Origin of the sequence: Legionella sp. PATHC035, from assembly GCF_026191115.1 — a bacterium.
Classification (GTDB): Bacteria; Pseudomonadota; Gammaproteobacteria; order Legionellales; family Legionellaceae; genus Legionella.
The window spans coordinates 3,310,217-3,329,756 of sequence record NZ_JAPHOT010000001.1 but is presented as its reverse complement, the minus strand read 5'-3'; the positions used below and the strand labels follow the sequence as shown (position 1 = coordinate 3,329,756).

Genomic DNA, 19,540 nt, shown 5'->3' with positions numbered 1-19,540 from the left:
TGAACAACTAAATTTAGTCTTATCGAGATAACAATGAGCTCTAATAAGACATTTAGTATAAGAATTCCGCTCGCATTCTCCCCCATTTGAACCAATATTGGAAGTTTTCAATTTTTATAAATTAGATTCAGGACCAGAACGAGGCTCTTCTTGACGCGTATCTGCCTCCTTAGCTTGCTGAAGTCTTTCTTTAACATTCCGAAAACTATCTGAAAATACAAGTTTTTTTAATTCTTTTTTAGTCACCTTTAAAGTTGCATCGGTTTCTTTTGTCATCTTTGATTTGTATTTTTCAAAGAAATTTTTCACCCAGTCAATTAATCCTAACTCTATTAGGCCAGGACGACTCGCTTCAATAGTCTTAGTATGATTTTCTAAATGAAAGAGTGTCGCTTTCGGTTCTCTTAAGCCAGCAGTTTTAATAATAAGAAGCATATTTTCTGCAGCATTTTTCCGGGCTTCATAGGCTTTTAGTAACCTTGGATTTTTTTCAGGTTCGTCGACGGGATTTTTATCTAAAAAGTTTAAATAAGATTCGATTTTTTGCTGTACCTGTTGTAAAGACTCGTCAACAGGTAATCCTGATAAAACCTCTTGTACTGAAACTTGGCGCTCCTTACAAATTGGTTTAAAAAAGTCCTGAATATAATTATCTAGAACAGTATTATCCTTAAACTCCTCAGCTTTATAACACAAAAGCATAAGCTGCTCTTCTACCATTCTCTTATGGTCATTGGCTACTCTAATTGATTTTAACATCGCGATTTTGCCATTTAGTTTATCTTGAATCGTTTTTTCTATCTCTTGTATTTGGGCCGAGAGCGCTTCGCCTGGAGGCGTTCCAATTTGCTCTTTCAGTGTTTTTAAATTTTCTCTTAGCTTCGGTAACTCCTCATTTAATGAACGTTCCATGTCTTCTAATTCGACCAAAGTATGTTGAATATTTTCAACTACTTTCTCGAGGTAATTAGTAAGTATATTTCCTGCTGCACGTATTTGTGGAACATTTTCTTTGATTAGATGCTCAACAGCATGGGTAAATACTTGTTGATGAGACGTTTTCTTTTTAATCAACTCCTCCATTTCTTGATTCTTTTCCATACTAGTTATAGCTTCGACTACGTCCTGTGCCGCATTCTTTTCATAAGGCTCTGCAAGTGCCTCTTTAATTTTAACTGCTACCATTTGGCGAATGTCAGCTAGAGGGAGATCTTTATTGGCATCTTGTTTCTTTAACGATGCCTCATTGCTTAATAGGGTTGTTGCTCCAGCCACCATTTGCGTCATATAGTACTGCGCTTCTGAACCAAAGGGAAAAGATGAGGTTCCAAGCTGAAGCCTTATTATGTCATCAATAGTGAGGTCTGTTTCTGCAAGTAAACTCGCCATTAAAGGTGTGACCTCGTCAGCACCTAAGTCCACTCCACCATTTAATGGTACATACCTATCATTCAATAACCGCCCTAGATTTGCTGCTACTTCATAATTTCCCTCTCTTAAGGCATTAATATAATCTTGTGGCTTAAACGTTATTTGAGCCTGTAGTTGGGCATGAAAATTTTCTGCAATTGCTTTGGATACCTCATCTCCTTTTTCTCCCAGCTCATCTGCCCTAGGTGCTTTATGTCCATCAGCAGCCACGAGAGAAATAGGCTCTGTACCCACTTCAGCTACAACCACAGCAGAATTACCCACCGCCCCCTTTCCTCCTGCATAAGCTTTGTTTATTAAAGCTTCTGCAATGTCATCTGGACCGCAATTAGGATTCTCTGCGATAAATTTCCTTAAAGTCTGGGCAATATCAGTCGTCGTTAACGCTGGGGTTTTAAAATGTTTATTCTTTGAAGAAATCCCACGGGTTGCTGCAATTGCAAAAACCCTGTCACCTTCTTGTAACGGAATTACATCACGGGTGATATCGGCATCATGTATCAGTCCATCCTTTTCTAGGGCTCTGTCTCCTATAGAATGAGTAACTCCTATTGCCCGCCTGGTTCCATCCTTATTTTTATGTAATTCATTAAGCTGCTTTTGGTAACGTACTTTTCCATTCGCACCAATAATGACAAAAAAAGCAAGGCTGTCGCCAACATTACTGGTCACCCCATGCAGTTGATTTGTCTGCGGATCCTTCCATGCAACCAGTGAGGCTAAGGTTGCACCAACTGCTTGTTTGTTACCGTGAACTTCTTGCATTATTCTAGTCGTTTTTTTTAACGCATACTCTTGCTCGGGAGCAGAGATGATATTAAATCCAGGCATCCTCTCACCAGACACGTTATCTTCTTGATATTTCTGAGGTGTCATCTTTGGGGGCTTACCCTCTACCCCTTGGATTTTTGCAAGACCGATAGCACCGTTTCGTTTTTTGGTATCACCGTCTGTTGCAAAATTATAACCTTCAATTTTAATCTGCGACATCTCAAGTTCCCAAAATATGATCACTTAATGTAAATATAGGCCATCAAATTGCTATATCAAATGTATGCAAATCTTTGTTCTTTAATTATGGATTTGAGCCACTCCGAATAGTGCTTACTCATTGAGGTTTGGATATTGAAACCTGCGACATCTTGAAATATAAGGAAATAAAGGCTTACCAGCTCATTCTATACGCGTTCTTGTTATACTCCGCCCCACGCACAGGTCGTGGAGCGAAGCAATTCGGTGCAGAATCAGACTGATTTTTTAGAAACAGCTTCCTAACTACCTAATTCGGTTTTTAGATACGCTGAGAAGTACTATTTTGCTGAACTTGTGTTGAATCCGTGGAAAGATATTCTGGCAGAATGTGAGAATCTGCTTTACTTAATTTATCATGGCTGCCGCCAAATACTGTCATGGTACTGCTACCCGGTTTGGTTGTTTTTTCCAAGGCAATGAGTTTCATCAATTGTTCATTCAGTGACATTTCTGAGTCTAATAATTCCTGTTCTTCTGGGGTAGGTAAAGACGAAGGATCTACTCCACGAATTTCAGGTTCATTGCGCAGTTCGCCGTAATAGTCCAAACCCATTCCAACAATAAATGCGTTAGCAGGCACTTCAAATCCCACATATTCAGGTCTGTATCCGTTCACTCTTTTTTGTACTTTATCAACAAGAACGATTAAAGAAACTTTTTTTGCCCCAAAGCTTTCTAAAAGCCCCCTAATTTTTAAATAGGTATTTCCCGTGTCACATACATCATCTACTACAAAAACAGTTCTTCCACCTAATGGAATTTTTGGCTTGGAGCCGATTTTTAGCTCCCCAGGAGCCATTTTATTCTCATAGCTACTCGCTTGCATCGTTGTATAGGAATATTTATAACCGCGATTATTTAATTCGTTTTGGAAAAGAGCGGCAAAAGGAAGTGCTCCATCCATCAAACTGATAAAGACCGGATCAGCATCAGGATATTCTTTAATAATTCGCTCTGCCAGGAGTTCCGTGCGTTGTTTGATGCCACTCTGTGTCAGCGCCTCCCCTTTTCCATCAAATTTATCTTCATCAATTTCTCGGATAGGAAGAGCTTTGGACCAGACTCTTTGGGCTACTTTATTTTTTAACTCCTGAATTTCCTGTAACTGCTTCAGAATTACTTCTTTCACAACGAACCTCCAATGTTTGATATTAAAATTTTCGAACGGATTGTCTTTGAGGTAAATGAAAAAAGCAATGAATAAACATTGCCTAGGGCGAAACAATCAAATAAGAATTTAAAAAGAATTAGGGATGACGCTCATCCCTAATATGTAGTTTTGATAAACAGCTTACTTATGCTCAAAAGTTACCATAGAATAAGTTTCAGCTGTATAGTACGGCTCTTGATCCACTGCATATTCTTTGGCTAACTCTGCGGCTGTTTTATGATCAATGCACTTTATTCCCAGTTCGGTGCAAAGAGAAACAATTTCACTGGGTTCAAAAAATGTTTTAAAAGGAGATTTTTTAGTGGCGAACTCATCTAAAGTTTTTTCTAAACATTGTTCTTTAGCGGATGAGTCTAATTGCTTTGCCCCTGTTTGCATCAAAGTATGCATGTAATCGAAGGTAATTACCAGATGACTAAACTTACTGGATAAATCGTGTAAAATTCTAACGACTTCTTCTTTTTCGAGATAGAACGTATTACCTTCCCATAAAATTAAAGTAGGCTTGGTGAAATCGATATCATGTTTCCCTAACTCTACGATGAGATCACCTTTAACATAATCTAAACCAATATAAGTGGCATTTTTGTTAATATATTGCTCCGCGTAGATCTGCTCTTTGCATTTTAATATTTGCGGCTGATCAATTTCAAAAAAACGCACACCGAATTGTTGCGTATATTTTAATTTGCGCACAGGTAAGGTATCAAAGCCACTACCTAAAATAATCACCTGCTTTACTTCTTTGTTTTTCACAGCATCGGCTACGGTTTGCCTAAAAAAACGGGTTCTGGTAGCCAGGGGCAACCACATTCTTTTATCGAGTCTTTGCTCTGCCTCTTCTTTAACTTGTTCATTAACGAAGCTTTGCATCAGAGGATCTTTGAACAAATCTTTTTCTCTAACGCCTTGTTTTTGCGTTAATTCTGGCCAATTTTCTTTGGATTTAGCCTGATTCTTCCAGTAATTCGCGAGTAGGGAGGTCGTAGCAACATTGTGCTCTTTTAAAATTTTTTCCTGCATAAAAGGAACTCTCTCATTTTAATAATTCATCTACGATCTGTCTCACACCTGAATAATAGGCGGCATGATCGGCGTCTAAATATACAATATTATCGGTTACTTCTCTACTCATACGCAATTGATCACTCAAGAGTAGTGCTTGGTCATATCGGCAAACCAAACTGCGTTTAGGAATACCAGCAAAATGTTTGCCAATACGGGCTGGCTCAATAAATGGCCTTAAAGGTTGATTTTGCAATTTAGAAACCGCATGGTGCATCTCGTCTCTACTGCAGCGATTGAAAAAAACATGGGCTAAAGCAGGTGACCGTTTAAGGCGAATTTCCTGTAATAGTTCATCAATAATTAAAAAAGGGGTAAGGTTCCGTGATTCAGATTCTTGTGCTATTGAAAACAGCGATTTCTGGTCTTGTGGAACATAGCCCGCGACAAAAATGAGTTCACGAATCGCGTTTGGAATTATTTCGGCAAGCTCTGAAATAACGAAACCCGCCATACTATGCCCAACAAGGATCACTTGCTCTTGTTGATACTGAATTAATTGAAGCACATCATTAACATAATCAACAAGGCCTATGCAGCTGCTTACTTGCTTTTTTAGACCATGGCCAGGCAAATCAGGTGTCAATACTTTATGCCCATTTAGGGAAAGCCCCTCTGCAATACGTTTCCAGCACCAAGAAGCATGCCATGCACCGTGAATTAAAATAAAGGTTTGAGAGTTTTGCATAAAAAAATACAGTTTCACTACGAATCAATTCTATGAGTTATTTTAAGAAAATTGAGACATGAAGTAAAAGTCCTATAATTGAAAAACAGCCGAATTGACTTTTTGCCGAATGAACACACAAACTGCGTTTTCTAAAGAGGTGCTTAGATTAATTAAGTCAATACCGCGAGGTAAAGTGGTGACTTATGGAGATATTGCCAGACTGGCAGGTCACCCACAAGGAGCACGAGGTGTTGGATGGCTTCTTCATTCCTGTACTCAGAGTCATAACCTTCCCTGGCAACGGGTGCTGAAATCGGGAGGAAAACTGTCATTTCCTGCCGATAGCCCCCTCTATTTGCTGCAGCAAGACCTGTTGGAAAAAGAAGACATTATCATTGCCGATGGTCGAGTTGATTTAAAAACATACTCTTGGGATGGTAAACCCTAGCTGGCATTTTTTAATTTGGTAGGAAGCCTTAATATTTGGATAGAAAACTCCGAACACTCTACCTGAAAGTCAAAAACTACCACCCAAAACGATCATAACCGGATCCTTTCCTGCGCTGCCCTTCCTAAATTGTATATTATTTTCACATTATTGACTGTCTAATCATTTAAGCAGAAATGACATAGCCACTGTCTTGAAATAACCATTCAAGACAGTGGCTATTTACTGCTCTTTGCGATCCCGCGGGAGGTAGAGATAATCTACAGCCATTGATCACAAAAGGCCTCGACAAACTTAAGGTTTTTGCCAAATAAGGGCGCCAGTATGTCTGTTCAGACAAGTAATATAAGTTTTTGTTCCTTTACGATCTTTAGAAAAAATAAAAACGTAATCACCTGCAATTTGCCATGATAATATCTTCGCATGAAATGGAGCATTCCATAAACGTACTCCAGCATAAGTATAGGCAGTAACATGATCTTCACTATCAAATGTTGAAATAACTATCACCGAATCAGGAGTGAGTTTCATTCGCTCTTGCTGGAAATCATAATCTTCTACCGGAGCAGCCAAAGCGTGATCCTCTACTGGAGCAGCCGAAACTTGAGTGATTAAGGAGGCGGAAAATAAAAAGCCCAGTAACATCATTCGAAACAATTTCATATTAAAACCTCTTGAATGTAAATAAAGGGATACGCTTTGTGGTCAACTGTTCCATAAACGTATAAGACAATTCAATTCGAGTATCGAAAGAATCCAACGAAAAATACAATTATTCTCCATTCTTGTAAATAGATTGACTTTACTGACAATTTAATTGTCTGCAAACGATGAACGTTGTATTCCAACCCTATTGGTTTTAATTCATTAAAATGATGCAAAGCAATCGTGGATTCCTGCTGACGCAGGAATGACACGTTTGTTCTGGGACTATGAGTTTTGGAGCAATCTTATTAGGCCACCTAAAATGATGAATTAAGATTATAAAGTGATTTCAGGGATAATGATTTTATCTGCGCCCTCGCTGTCCGTTGAGATAGGCTGAAATAACAGTTGATTTGAGTTTGCCTGAGAATACATTTTAGGTTCAGGGGGTAAATAATTTCCAGGATTAGCAAAATAACGAGTTATTTCCGTAACGAGTTTCTCATTTAATGATTGATTTTCCTCTTCAGATAAAACGATATTTAAACCTCTATCGAGCCGTTTCGCGGGAATAATATCGATATAATTATCGTTCACAATATGTGCAAGCGCCTCAATTTTGCAATTATTCTTCAATAAAATATCGATGGCTTTTTGAATGTTCGGATGTGCAGAACATTTCTCCATGAAAAGACGCAATTGATCAAGTGCTTCTATAGAATCTGCAACATGAGTTAATTGTATGTTCAACTCCTCTAGTTGTAGATCCTGTTGATTTACAAGCTGCAAAATCAGTGTATTCAATTGATTTTTAATTGCCTGAAGAATCACAGGATATTCCTTCTTATCCGGATCCATTAATTGACAAAGTACGTCATGTATTAAAAAAAGTAATGCTAATTTTTGAGTCAAATGACTCACTGTTTGAGGATCACTCAACTGCAATTGTCGAATTGTGGTATCAATTGCTTGCTTACCTAAACGTGACTGCGATAATGCAGGAAGCACATTAAATAGACCAGCTAAAGTCTTCCTATCCCTCATGTATCGATTGAGTAACTCAATCATAGTGGAATAATGGGCAAAATACTCCTCCTGATTTTCAGGAAACTTCCCTTCTATGGCATCATTAAAGACCTCATTAGCCCAATTGACAAATTGCTGTTGGAGCGAATTGTGCCAAGAGTAATGTGGAGCCAATTGTTTCGCCAATGCATTGAACTGAGTAATGCAGAAATATTGTTTATTAAACAATTGCACAAATTGCGGTAATTGTGCGTACCAAACTTTAGGTTCCATCTGCAATTGTTTTTCTAATTCCTGACGCATTACTTTGATTATTTCAGGATCAGAGTCTTTGCTTTCCATCGCTAATAACGCAGTAATATTTTGTTTCAAAAGCCCTATTTGGGTACATGCTAAAGCCTGACTCTGCGTCAATTGCAGCGGAGTTACCTGAGCCAGCATTTGAAAGCGTCTTTGCCAAAGAGTAGGCAATGAAGGATAGTGCTTTCTAAAAGGAGCGGTGAGCTGTTGATGATGTAAGATCAGACGAATACAGGCATCAGCATCGTATTCTTCATATAAATTAAAACGCAACAGATCGAAAATAAATGAGCTCTTAATATTTTTTACAATGGTAGGAAGCATCGTTTTGAAGCGTTCATATTCTTCGGCGCTTGCAGCAGAACGTAATTCATTAAACTGATTCAGCCATATCTTCAATGTTGCTTTTCTTGATTGTCTATTTTCTTCTTCTGTTGCTTGTTCCTTTTGCCTAACGAGATCATCAAGGGGTTGCTCTATCCATTCTTTTAAGTCTGCCGCAGTGATCTGTTGTGTCTTTTTCTTTTTAGCTGGGGTTGCAAGAACGGTTTCATCTGTATCTTCTCGAACTGCGTTTAAAGCCTCTTGAAAAACAGTTAAAAGGTGTTCCGGTTTCATTCTTTGTGTTTTATCCGGATGAAGTGCACTTCTGAGTGCATCCACTAATTGTTGCTCTAGTCTTGGATCAAAATCCATCTCACTGAAGATACCTGTAAAATCGGGATTTTTTGTCTCTTCAAGTGCATTGATACTTTCTCGCTTGGGGGCACCTGCTAACTCAGCGATACAGACAAATAATGCATATAAGTCACTTTGGATATCATAGTTCATAGGCTTTCCATCTCGATTAGCAAGCCACATATCAGTATCCCAGGCCATTCGATTGCCATAACTTTGTAAGGTAGAGTATGGCTCATCTTTTTTAATTGTTTTGGCTAAGCCCATGTCAATCACCGTGACCGTCCATGCACTATGCCCATTCTCTTCCTCTTTATTGAGTTGAGCCATAATGTTTTCTGTTTTTAGATCACAATGAATTATCGTTCGGCCCTTGTGTTTTCCGGCAGTCACCGTTCGATGAATTTGTTTGGGAACCTCTTCGATTAACGTACAAGCAAGACTTAAAAATTCCTCGCCAGAGAGTTGATCCCTATAAAAATCAAGAGTACGTCCAGGAGCGCGATTCATATGCAAGTAAGAAAATTGTTCCGTTTTGACCAGGCTGTAGTGTATTCCTAGAGTTGGATGCTGACTTCCTAGATATTGTTCTCTATTCGCCACGCGAACATACCAGTTCGGTTTATTCGGTTTATCACTCAGCTCTCTTTGATCCGCATGCATCTGTTTTATTACATAGGAGCCTGATTCATCAAAATAACCGCCGTCTTCTTGAGGAACGATGGACTTGATCACTGGAAAAACATTGCCGAAACTGCCTCTATCTTCAGAGCTCGGTTCAAAAACATCTAAACGTCGTGATGGGGCATCAGAGCGTACTAGTGGTTCGGCAACGAATTGAAGAACTGGGAGAGTGAGCACATAACGTGATGCTTCTCCAGTTGTTGTGGGTAAAGAATAGACGTTATAAGCTTCTAATAACCCTGGATTAGCCCCATGGACTGAATTCATCAATGCCACAACAACAGGAATATTTTCAGGTAAAGTGGGATTAAGGTAATGGATAGGATTAGCCATGGTTTATTTCACTCAATACGGTATATAAAAACAAATAATGTGTTACATTATAACACAATGATCGTTTTTAGTCCATTTTATTGACAAACTACTTGAACATTGCATCCTATTATTGACGTTAATCCCTTAGAATTGGGTCAAAGCTCATTCAGGTTAAGGAAAATAGACCCTCTCCACCTTATTGCCAAGCTGAATGTATGTCATTCTTGTGCAAGAATGACATACAATTTTTCAACAGCCCCTGAGAAAGGGGCCGAGGGAAATTTACCTCATACCGGATCGGACATTTACTCATGAGATAATTGTGGAGGAGTTCTTTCAAGAGCAGTTATTTCATCGGAGTCCTTTGCCTCTTTTGACTTTGGCTGGAATAACAGGTGAGTCAAACGCTCCTCAGCATGAATTTTAGGCTCAGGAGGAAAGTATCTCCCAGGCATGGCAAAATACCGAGTCATTTCGGCAAAAAGCTTCTCATTTCGTGTTGAGAATTCTTGCAATAATCGATTTGCTTCTTCTGAGAAAACGATATCTAAACCTCTATCAAGTCGTTTCGCGTCACTGATTTTTATATAATTATCGTTCACAATGTTTGCAAGTGCTTCGATTTTAAAGTTATGTTTTAATAACGTTTCGATGGCCTTCTGAATGTTCGGGTATGTAGAACACTTATCCATGAAAAGACGCAATTGATTGAGCGCTTTTAAAGAATTGGATATATTTCCTAATTGGTTTACCAACTCCCCTTTTGGCGGATCTTGTTGATTAAGTTGGTGGATAATTGCCATCAATTGGGCACTATTCGTCTGCATAATCAAATCATATTCTTTTTTATCCCTATCGATTAATTGATAAAACACATCATGTATTAAAAAAAGTAATGCTAATTTTTGAGTCAGATTAATAACCGTTTGGGTATCACTTAATTTAAGTTGTCGAATTGCAATATCAATTGACTCCTCACCTAAAATTGACTGTGATAAATCAGGAAGCGCATTAAATAGACCCGTTAAAGTTTCTCTATCCTGCGAACACCTATCGAGTAGCGCAATCATGGAGTGGTAATGGGAAAAATAACCCTGAATTTCAGGAAATTTTCCTTGTATGGCATGATTAAAGATCTCATGAGTCCAATCGATAAATTGCTGTTGAAAATCCTTTTTCCAAGAGCAATGCGGAATCAATTGATTGGCCAATGCGTTGGACTGAGTGATACAGTCATATTGATGATTAAAAAGTTCCACAAATTGGGGTAATTGTTGGTACCAAACTGTAGGAACCAACTGCAATTGCTTTTCTAATTCCTGACGCATTACTTTGATTATTTCAGGATCAGACTCTTTGCTCTCCAAAGCTAATAACGCAGTAATATTTTGTTTCAAAAGCCCTATTTGGGTACAAGCTAAAGCCTGTCTCTGCGTCAATTGGAGTGGAATTACTCGAGCCAGCATTTGGAAGCGTTTTTGCCAAAGAACAGGTAAGGTTGGATAATCTTTTCTTAAAGGAGCAGTAAGTTGCTCATGGCGTAAGATCAGACGAATGCAGGCATCAGCATCGTATTCTTCATATAAATTAAAACGTAACAGATCGAAAATAAATGGGCTTTTAATATCTTTTGTGACCTTAGGAAGCATCTTTTTGAATCGTTCGTATTCTTCGGGGCTTGCGGCAGAACGTAATTCATTAAACTGATTGAGCCATTTTTTTAGAGTTATTTTTCTTGGCTGTCTATTATATTCCTCTACGGCTTGTTCTTTTTGCTTGGCTATCTCTTCAAGTGGTCGCTCGATACATTGTTTTAAGTCTTCAGCAGTTATTTGATCCGTTTTTCTCTTTTTGGCTGGTGTGGCAAAGTGGGTTTCTTCTGCATTTTCTCGAACTGTATTTAAAGCCTCTTGAAAAACGGTTAAGGCTTGTTCCGGTTTCATTCGTTGCATTTTATCAGGATGGAGTGTGCTTCTGAGTGTCGCTGTTAACTGCTCAGATATTTTAGGATCGAAGCCCATATTACCAAAGATGCCTACAAAATCAGGGTCTTGAGTCATTTCAAGACCTCTCTCAAGCGCCATTTTTTTATGCTCTTCTGCGGTCAACTTTTCAATCGATTCTTCGGTTGATTCCTCAGTTATTTCTGTTCCATCTCGACTTGGCGCGCCAGCTAGCTCACTGATGCAAACAAATAATGCATATAAATCACTTTGAATATCATAGCTCTTATGCGTTCCATTCAAACTCGCAAGAAACATGTTTCTATCCCATGCCATTCGATTACCATGGTTCCGTAAGGTAGAGTATGGCTCATCTTTTTTAATTGTTTTGGCTAACCCCATATCAATCACCGTGACCGTCCAGTCACTATACCCACTCTCTCCATTTTTATTGAGTTGAGCCATGATGTTGTCTGGTTTTAGATCACAATGAATCATCGTTCGGCCTTCGTGTTTGCCGGAAGAAACTATTCGATGAATTTGTTTGGGAACTTCTTCGATTAACGTACAAGCAAGACTTAGAAACTCCTCACCAGAAAGTTGATCGATATAAAAATCAAGAGTGCGTCCAGGAGCACGATTCATATGCAAGTAAGAACATGGTTCCGTTTTGACTAAGCTGTAGTGTATTCCTAAGGTTGGATGCTGGCTTCCTAGATATTGTTCTCTGTTCGCCACGCGAACATACATATTGGGTTTGTTCGGTTTATCACTTAATCGATTTTGATGAGCTTGCATCTGCTTTATTACATACGCGCCTGATTCATCAAAATAACCGCCGTCTCCTTGTGGAATGATGGATTTGATCACCGGAAAAACATTGCCAAAACAGCCCTTATCGTCAGAACTCGGTTCAAAAACATCCAGACGTCTTGGTGGTGCATCAGAGCGTAATGATGGATCGGCAATGAATTGAAGAATGGGTAAGGTGAGCACATAACGTAATGCTTCGCCAGTTGTTGTGGGTAAAGAATAGACGTTATAAGCTTCTAATAACCCTGGATTAGCTCCATGGACTGAATTCATCAGTGCGACAACAACAGGAATATTTTCAGGTAAAGTGGGATTAAGGTAGTGAATGGGATTAGCCATGGTCTAAACACTCAACACGGTATATAAAAATAAACAATGTGTTATATTGTAACATAATGGTCTTTTTTAATCCATGTTATTAACTCATCATTTGTTTATTCGAGGCTATTTATCGTATTGATGAGCCTTTTTTTATGATGTTCCTAGTTTGATAAAGGAGTGTTAAGAATGTCCTTAAGCCCCTAGTTCACCTTGATTTTTTCTTGAAAAAGTCTTTTACATGAATCATGGAATCAGATCAAAGAAAAGCTTAATATAGAGATTTACACATTGATTTTCGAGGGAATGATGAAAGAACTAATTGAGGCTATGGTATCTAACCCGGATGAATTTATCCGCTTAATTTCAGAAAAACCGGGTGGTTTTTCTCTAGAATATGCAGCTTATTTAGATTCTATTGACCCTTTAAACAGTGTGCATGAATTATTTGAGTTTGAGGATTTGACACCTTTTGCGGGCCATTCTTTGGGACCTGTATTCAAACCCGCTGTGAAAGAAATTGAGCGCATTAATAAGTTGCAAGCAACTCAGTTACATGAAGGACATTTTCCCGGAACTCGCGAACATGGAGGTAATTGGTTTGATTGTGATATTGATGAGGATGCAATCAATGCAATGCAGGAAATTTTAGGCTTTTCTGAGCCTTGCGAATTTCTCTATACCCAGGAAGGCTTATCCTCTAATCTGGGTCGATTGGTGGATACTTTTTACCGACCCACATTAGTTGATTGGCAATCAGGAAAAACGGGGTTTTGTCACTTGGGAAAAGAATTTTTTTCCGATCAAGCAGTCATTGAATCGGTCTTAAAACGAGGGATACAAACGGCTAAGAATTATGGGGTGTTTGCTGATCCGAAACAGGTTCCCAGTTCCACATCCCTGACCCTAAAAATCCTTCCTGATGAAAAAGGACTCTATAGCGAAGAGGCCGTTATTCATTTTGTAAAAAATCATGCCGCACAAATCCAAATACTACACTTATCGGATATAGTATTTAGTACGGGGCAGCGTCTTGATATCAAACATATTTTAACCGAATTAAAGGATACGATAGAGCAATACCATATTATTGTTGGCTTGGATTTAGCACATACAGTAGGAAATAGAACTTTAAATCTTCGCGAATTACCCGTCACTTACGCGGTGGGTTGTGGTTATAAGCATCTTTGTGGCTCAGCAGGCAGTGGCTTTGGCATTTATGTTAATAAGAATACAGACTTGGAAAAATATCCCCCCATCCAAGGATGGAAAGCAGCAGCTTCCGACAAAGTTTTTGACTTAATTGATGGTTACGACTCTAAGATCATGATGCAAAAAGGGGCCTGGGCTTTCAGATGCAGCAATCCCTCACCTGTTGCCCTTGCACCAGTAAAAACCTATATCAAAACAATGAGTCAGGTGGGTTGGAATAAATTAAACGCCAAATCTGAATGCCTAACTCGTTATATGCACGCTTTAATACAACACCATTTAGGCGATAAAATTGAGTGGATTACCCCTGACGATCCAAAAAAAAGAGGAGCCATGTTGGTTTTTCGTGTTAAGGAATTGAGTGAGGTCAAACAAATAGAAACTTTATTAAAAAAGGCAAGTGACTTGGGAGCGTTTGAAATAGACGTCCGCCCTCCGAACAATATTCGCGTTACGGCACATTATGGATATACCCAGTTTACTGATATTCATAAAATGGTTTCGCGCCTCGAACAGGTTATTCATCTGTTGCTGGAACAAAAAAAGCTAGAAACTTTAACTTTAACCTCAATAAAGCAACGCAGGCAAAGTGGTTTTTTTGAGCAACAAATTGGAGAAATAGCCCCTTCTGGCCAGCAGCACGATCAAGCAAATAATGGAGTTTTTAACCTATAGTTATATTCCCCCTGCGGTGTGAAGAAGATGGACTTGGCGTGTGACATGTTGCAACCTACAGTTTAAAAAATAAGGTTTTGCACACTTGGTTAGCCCCTGAAAATGGGAAGGCGTGCCCTATTTTAGCACAAGGCACCGACACGTCGGTGCCCTATCTTCAGTGTGTTTTACCTTTTCTACGTGTTACATTGTTTACTTAGATTCATTTTTACCATGGTTTCATTTTCATCAGATAAGGAGATAGTTCAAAGATTCCTGGCTTGTCTTCAGGCTCAACTTCCATACCAGAAATATCTTTGTTTTGATTCGCTACATCGTGCACAAGATGCTTATTTTTATCAGTTGGTTTTGGCTCCATTGACAAAGGGGTCGGCGCAAAATCTTTAGTTTCCTTGTGCTCACCCTTCGTTTGGAATTTCGGGCTTGGTGTGGGCAGTAAATTATGAGCCAACTGCTGGATAAATTCGTCATATATCTTTAATGTAGGCAAACTAATGCGAAGTGAAACTATATTTCCTTCTTCATCTTCAGTCATGTTGAGGCAATCATCGGATAAATGATGTTTTTCTTTAAATGCATTGAATTCATTTAGAATAGCCTTCATGAATTTCTTCAACTCTTCCCTTTGTTCTTCAGATAATGAATTGGGATCACACTGTAAATTAATAGTCAGAGTCAACGACTTTCGGTCATTATCAATAACCAATAACCCTTTAGCAACTAACTCAGCAATGACGCCCGGATCAAAACTTTTTTCATCTGAATGAGACTCTGGATCAAGCTCTTCACTCTCTTCCGTTGATCGAAACTCACCTAATAATTCTTCCGTATCATCAACTAAGTGGTCTGACTTGATCAGAGGTTTATCATGACCATAGCCAGATTTTTCTTCTGAGGTATTGTCAGAGCCACCTCCCTCACCGCCACCGCCTCCACCGCCCCCATGTCCGAAACATCGAGGGGTTGGAGCGGTTTCTTTAAAACATATCCGACAACGTATCTTTGCCGATTCAGCAGCAGCCTCTTTCTTTTCGGCTTCCTTATTTAACTGTTGCAAAGCTAATCCTGTAGAAGAGGTTTGTGGGTCGCCTGTTGTTCCAGAGGCTGGTTGATGTTCGTCTTTTTTCATGAGGAATATCCAATTCAAATTTATCAATAATGGAACAATTGTATATAAAAATAGAATCTATCTGCGTGTGCGCTATAGGGTTTTACGATTTTTTTACGAGAAATAAATTCCCCCCAAAAAAAGATAATTTACCGCATAAAGAACGTTTTACAATCAAGTTATTTTGGGGCGCTCTACCCAATGGATCAGCTTTTGGCATTAACTTGTTCTTCAAAAAACGATTAAAACGTTTCTACGTTCTGCGCAAATTAGATAACACTTGATTAATTTAAGATCTATTGATAAGATTTGGCACAAGAAATCGGCTGGTGTAGCTAATCTTTGAGTCTTCCTGAGTTACATCGTTTTCGAAAGATTTTGCTGAAGGCTCCTCAATAATTTTTTTTAAAACTACTTCATAAGTATTCTTATGTTTTGAGGAGCCTTTACCATGTTTTTTAATCGTCATGACCAAAATATCCATAGCTCATCTGTACAATCTAAAAAATTAAATGCACTCCATTCCATGCTGTCGTCAGCATTGGACTGGTCTGATTTTATCCTATTGAGCACGATGTTCTTAGAGGAAAAGATCGGCGATACAATAAAAAATGAATTGCATGCGATTCAAGTCATGTACTTAACAAATCAAAAGACCGACGCAATACAATTGATAGTACAAATTTGCCGAGATCACAATGAAATATCTGATGATGAACGCTCTTTGATCCAATCCCAAGTTTCAACATTGACCGATAATCCACTGGCTCTGGATAGTAGACGCTACTTCGAAACCCGATTTGCTTTAAAATTATGGAACAGCCTTAGCGAAGCAGAATTTGCAACCATCACAAAACTTTCAGAACTAATTAATGAGATTGATCCAACAATTGACATACCTAAAATCGTGCAATCCCTTGATGATGCTGAACTCGTCGTTGATCGTATGGAGCAATGCGAACATGTGGCAGAAATAGCCGAAAAAGATAAATCAATCAAGAACCATTCTGCGTTATATAAAGTTAAAGATCGAGGAAGGAATCGATTCGATACTAAAGCAGAAAAAGTATATAGTAGTAATCCGGGAATTATGAAGACCTTAGCGTATAATCCTTTCGATGAGGTGATCCCCGCCACTGCGAATCGACTTGCAGATTTAGCGCTTATTAATGAAAATGTCGAACATGGTTATTCAAAATCACATCCTCATGTTCCTTTTGTCAATTCCTTATCAGGTCATACTATTATTTTTATTATAGTTTTAGAACGTTACTTAATTCAGCATAAATCAGACCCCAAAACGCTACTTCAAGCCGATGCCGATAATCTCATCAAAGCATTTATTGCATTCACATGGAAAAGAGGATTTCATAGTTTTGCGGAAATGGTAGCGATTTTAGATGATCCGAGCATTCAAAATATCATTGCTGCACACCGCATTGATATCAATTTACCACTCGATGAATCGATTTTATCATCCACTTATAAAAAAGCAGCGGAATATGCTTATCAAGTGCATTTAAAAAGAAATTGCAATCAAGAAATTCTATCCCAAGATACGAATAAATTAAGTCGTTTAAACTGGAGTTTCGATTAAGACATCTACAAATGTCATAACATTCAAGAGGTTCTAAAATAGTGCTTTAGAGAAAGGATTATACTTTTTTAATGGCCCCTGATTAGAACAATATAATTCATCAGAATTTGACCGATATAGACCGAATAATTGTTCTATTTTGTAGACCATGTAAATGACTTGGACAGCAAGTCACACATCAAGTAACGGCGCCAGATCTAATGAGGAGCTGAAAATGCAGTTCCTCGATTTTTTTAAAATTGCTTATAACACAAAAGAAAGCAGGGCTTAATAATGAATTAGAAAAGACACTGCTGAAGGCTCCATCCATGGGCAATGACAATTGCTCACTGTCCTTAATCCTAGACAGCGATCCCCAATAAGGAACCAATACCAGCACTCACAATCATCGCAAGCGTCCCCCAAACCACCACACGCACCGCTCCGGATACTACGGGCGCTTCACCAACCTTTGCAGCCACTGCCCCGAGTAATGCTAAAAAAAGAACCGCCATCACTGATATGATTAGAATAAGATGATTTTGGGGAGCAATAAAAATCATGAATAATGGTAATAATGAACCCACAGTAAAACTGCACGCGGAAAATAATGCCGCTTGAAGAGGGCGTGCACTCGAAACTTCAGTAATACCAAGCTCATCGCGAGCATGGGTGCCTAATGCATCCTTAGCCATCAATTGCTTAACAACTTCTTTTGCAAGCCCAGGTTCTAGTCCCCGATTGATATAGATACTAGTGAGCTCCTGGATTTCATCAGGCAAACTTGACTCAAGTTCTTTTTTTTCACGTTTTAGGGCAGACTTTTCGGTATCTGCCTGAGAACTTACCGAGATATACTCACCCGCAGCCATCGACATCGCACCAGCAATTAATCCGGCAAACCCCGCGATAAGAATTCCATGATATGGCGTGTGCGCAGCAGCAACACCAATCAATAAGCTTGCAGTAGATATTATACCGTCGTTGGCACCCAATACGGCAGCACGTAACCAACCAACGCGTTCAATTCGATGATATTCTTTATGTTGCATACAGCAAAGCTCCTATAAAAAAGTCTTGGTCAATATGCCGGCAAGTTATTCTCCTGGCATATCTGATTTGTGTTTATAGGTTGCATGCTCAGGAATATCAGTAGCGGAGTAAACGCTAATGATTTTAAACGGTTTGTTTGCATTCAGATTAATAAAATTATGGGGTATCCCTTGAGGGATAAAGATCATATCCCCTGCTCTAACCGTTGATTTTTTACCATTGAGCACTGATTTAGCCTGACCTTCTACAACAAAGATGACCTGATCAAATTTATGGGTTTCCATCCCAATCTCATTTTTGGGATTTGTTTTAGGGGTGATATTCATAAAAACAACTTGAGCATCCTTGCCGGTCACAAAGGCCAGCTTCCAGTTTTCATTCTTTTTTGCCATCTCAAAAATTTTGGGTGTAATCGCTGCATTGAGTTTATTATCAACTGTGTTTTCTTCGGAACCAGCAAATGAGGATGTTGCAATTGCAGTGGATAACAATACTATAGATATAAAAAATCCCTTTATTTTCATAATGCTCTCCATAATAGATAGATTTTCAGAAGCGTTTCAATATCGTTAAGAATGAGAATCGGCCAATCAACTGTAACGCATCAATATATTTAGTTTAGCATATTGATTGAATGGGACATGAAGCCAGAAATCAAGAGAAAGAAAAGCACTGAGTTGACTGGGCAAATTCAATCTTGCAACAATTGCGCTAAGGGTCCAATTTGTTTTTTAGCACTTCAACACTCAACTGCATTTTATAGTGTGGTACTGGATGCCATGATGCTATAAATTCCCCAATGATTTCAAAACCCGCTTTTTTATAAACATGAACCGCTCGCTCATTAGAGATTTCTGGATCAATCAGTACTGTTTTCGCATCAGAAAGCGGACCCAAAATAAATTCATGAATCATCTGCACAGACAATCCCTTACCGATATAATCCAATCTGCAAATGAATAAATCGAGTGTCATTGCGCCATCAGGATATTCCTCTGATTGCTCCACTTCAGAAGTAATTAAATAAGCAAAAGGAATTTCTTTATCATAGGCTATCCAATGAGTAGCCCAGGGGTTACCATGATTTAAGAATTGACCAAGGTCTTTGATGGTATTGTTTAACCCCTCTCCATGAAGCCATTCATTAATATGCGGTTGATGAATCCAATTTAGAACAAGCTCATGTTGTGATTTATCCACTGGTTTAAAACAAAAGCGAGCCTTATGTGTGGTGATGTTACTCATTCAACTACGTCCAAGATAAATAAAAAATGGTGAAATTATATCACTTATCTTGCCGCTATGGATTAACCCATTTTCCAATGAAATCATTTGCTATCAGTGACAAAATTCACATGCCCCCTACCCGATTGAAAT

Annotated in this window: 14 protein-coding genes; 3 read left to right on the top strand and 11 right to left on the bottom strand. The window is 38.7% G+C overall.

Annotated features, from left to right (window positions below):
• Positions 1 to 114: 114 nt before the first annotated feature.
• The 4 genes from OQJ13_RS14470 to OQJ13_RS14455 form a co-directional block, all read right to left on the bottom strand.
• Positions 115 to 2,421: a hypothetical protein gene (locus tag OQJ13_RS14470; RefSeq protein ID WP_265711538.1), complete on the bottom strand. Its 2,307-nt coding sequence runs from the start codon at positions 2,419 to 2,421 to the stop codon at positions 115 to 117.
• Positions 2,422 to 2,722: 301 nt separating this feature from the next.
• Entirely contained in the window at positions 2,723 to 3,592 is an 870-nt protein-coding gene (locus tag OQJ13_RS14465) for a phosphoribosyltransferase (RefSeq protein WP_265711537.1), read from the bottom strand.
• A 162-nt stretch (positions 3,593 to 3,754) separates the two neighbouring features.
• Positions 3,755 to 4,657 carry a class I SAM-dependent methyltransferase gene (locus OQJ13_RS14460; protein WP_265711535.1) on the bottom strand — a complete coding sequence of 301 codons (903 nt, stop codon included), beginning with the start codon at positions 4,655 to 4,657 and terminating at the stop codon, positions 3,755 to 3,757.
• Between the two features lie 13 nt (positions 4,658 to 4,670).
• Positions 4,671 to 5,387 carry an alpha/beta hydrolase gene (locus OQJ13_RS14455; RefSeq protein ID WP_265711534.1) on the bottom strand — a complete coding sequence of 239 codons (717 nt, stop codon included), beginning with the start codon at positions 5,385 to 5,387 and terminating at the stop codon, positions 4,671 to 4,673.
• Between the two features lie 109 nt (positions 5,388 to 5,496).
• Here OQJ13_RS14455 and OQJ13_RS14450 point away from each other — a divergent pair, with 109 nt between their 5' ends.
• A complete protein-coding gene (locus OQJ13_RS14450) occupies positions 5,497 to 5,817 on the top strand; it encodes an MGMT family protein (protein WP_265711533.1) in 321 nt (106 codons plus the stop codon).
• Between the two features lie 294 nt (positions 5,818 to 6,111).
• Here OQJ13_RS14450 and OQJ13_RS14445 read toward each other — a convergent pair whose 3' ends face one another.
• The 3 genes from OQJ13_RS14445 to OQJ13_RS14435 all read right to left on the bottom strand — a co-directional run bounded on the left by OQJ13_RS14445 (position 6,112) and on the right by OQJ13_RS14435 (position 12,560).
• Complete coding sequence (locus OQJ13_RS14445; protein ID WP_265711532.1) at positions 6,112 to 6,480, bottom strand: hypothetical protein; 369 nt, start codon at positions 6,478 to 6,480, stop codon at positions 6,112 to 6,114.
• 318 nt (positions 6,481 to 6,798) lie between these two features.
• Positions 6,799 to 9,483, bottom strand: coding sequence for a protein kinase domain-containing protein (locus tag OQJ13_RS14440; protein WP_265711531.1), 2,685 nt, complete (start codon positions 9,481 to 9,483; stop codon positions 6,799 to 6,801).
• Between the two features lie 287 nt (positions 9,484 to 9,770).
• A complete protein-coding gene (locus OQJ13_RS14435) occupies positions 9,771 to 12,560 on the bottom strand; it encodes a protein kinase domain-containing protein (protein ID WP_265711530.1) in 2,790 nt (929 codons plus the stop codon).
• A gap of 285 nt (positions 12,561 to 12,845) precedes the next feature.
• Here OQJ13_RS14435 and OQJ13_RS14430 point away from each other — a divergent pair, with 285 nt between their 5' ends.
• Positions 12,846 to 14,426 carry an aminotransferase class V-fold PLP-dependent enzyme gene (locus OQJ13_RS14430; RefSeq protein ID WP_265711529.1) on the top strand — a complete coding sequence of 527 codons (1,581 nt, stop codon included), beginning with the start codon at positions 12,846 to 12,848 and terminating at the stop codon, positions 14,424 to 14,426.
• Positions 14,427 to 14,634: 208 nt separating this feature from the next.
• Here the strand turns inward: OQJ13_RS14430 and OQJ13_RS14425 are convergent, their stop codons facing one another.
• On the bottom strand, positions 14,635 to 15,555 hold the full coding sequence (locus OQJ13_RS14425; RefSeq protein ID WP_265711528.1) for a hypothetical protein: 921 nt from the start codon (positions 15,553 to 15,555) through the stop codon (positions 14,635 to 14,637).
• 430 nt (positions 15,556 to 15,985) lie between these two features.
• Here OQJ13_RS14425 and OQJ13_RS14420 point away from each other — a divergent pair, with 430 nt between their 5' ends.
• A complete protein-coding gene (locus OQJ13_RS14420) occupies positions 15,986 to 17,131 on the top strand; it encodes a hypothetical protein (RefSeq protein ID WP_265711527.1) in 1,146 nt (381 codons plus the stop codon).
• A 341-nt stretch (positions 17,132 to 17,472) separates the two neighbouring features.
• Here the strand turns inward: OQJ13_RS14420 and OQJ13_RS14415 are convergent, their stop codons facing one another.
• The 3 genes from OQJ13_RS14415 to OQJ13_RS14405 all read right to left on the bottom strand — a co-directional run bounded on the left by OQJ13_RS14415 (position 17,473) and on the right by OQJ13_RS14405 (position 19,408).
• The gene (locus OQJ13_RS14415) at positions 17,473 to 18,162 is read right to left on the bottom strand and encodes a VIT1/CCC1 transporter family protein (RefSeq protein ID WP_265711526.1); all 690 of its coding nucleotides are present in this window, start codon (positions 18,160 to 18,162) and stop codon (positions 17,473 to 17,475) included.
• A gap of 45 nt (positions 18,163 to 18,207) precedes the next feature.
• On the bottom strand, positions 18,208 to 18,687 hold the full coding sequence (locus OQJ13_RS14410; RefSeq protein WP_265711525.1) for a cupin domain-containing protein: 480 nt from the start codon (positions 18,685 to 18,687) through the stop codon (positions 18,208 to 18,210).
• A 187-nt stretch (positions 18,688 to 18,874) separates the two neighbouring features.
• On the bottom strand, positions 18,875 to 19,408 hold the full coding sequence (locus OQJ13_RS14405) for a GNAT family N-acetyltransferase (RefSeq protein WP_265711524.1): 534 nt from the start codon (positions 19,406 to 19,408) through the stop codon (positions 18,875 to 18,877).
• Between the last annotated feature and the right edge of the window lie 132 nt (positions 19,409 to 19,540).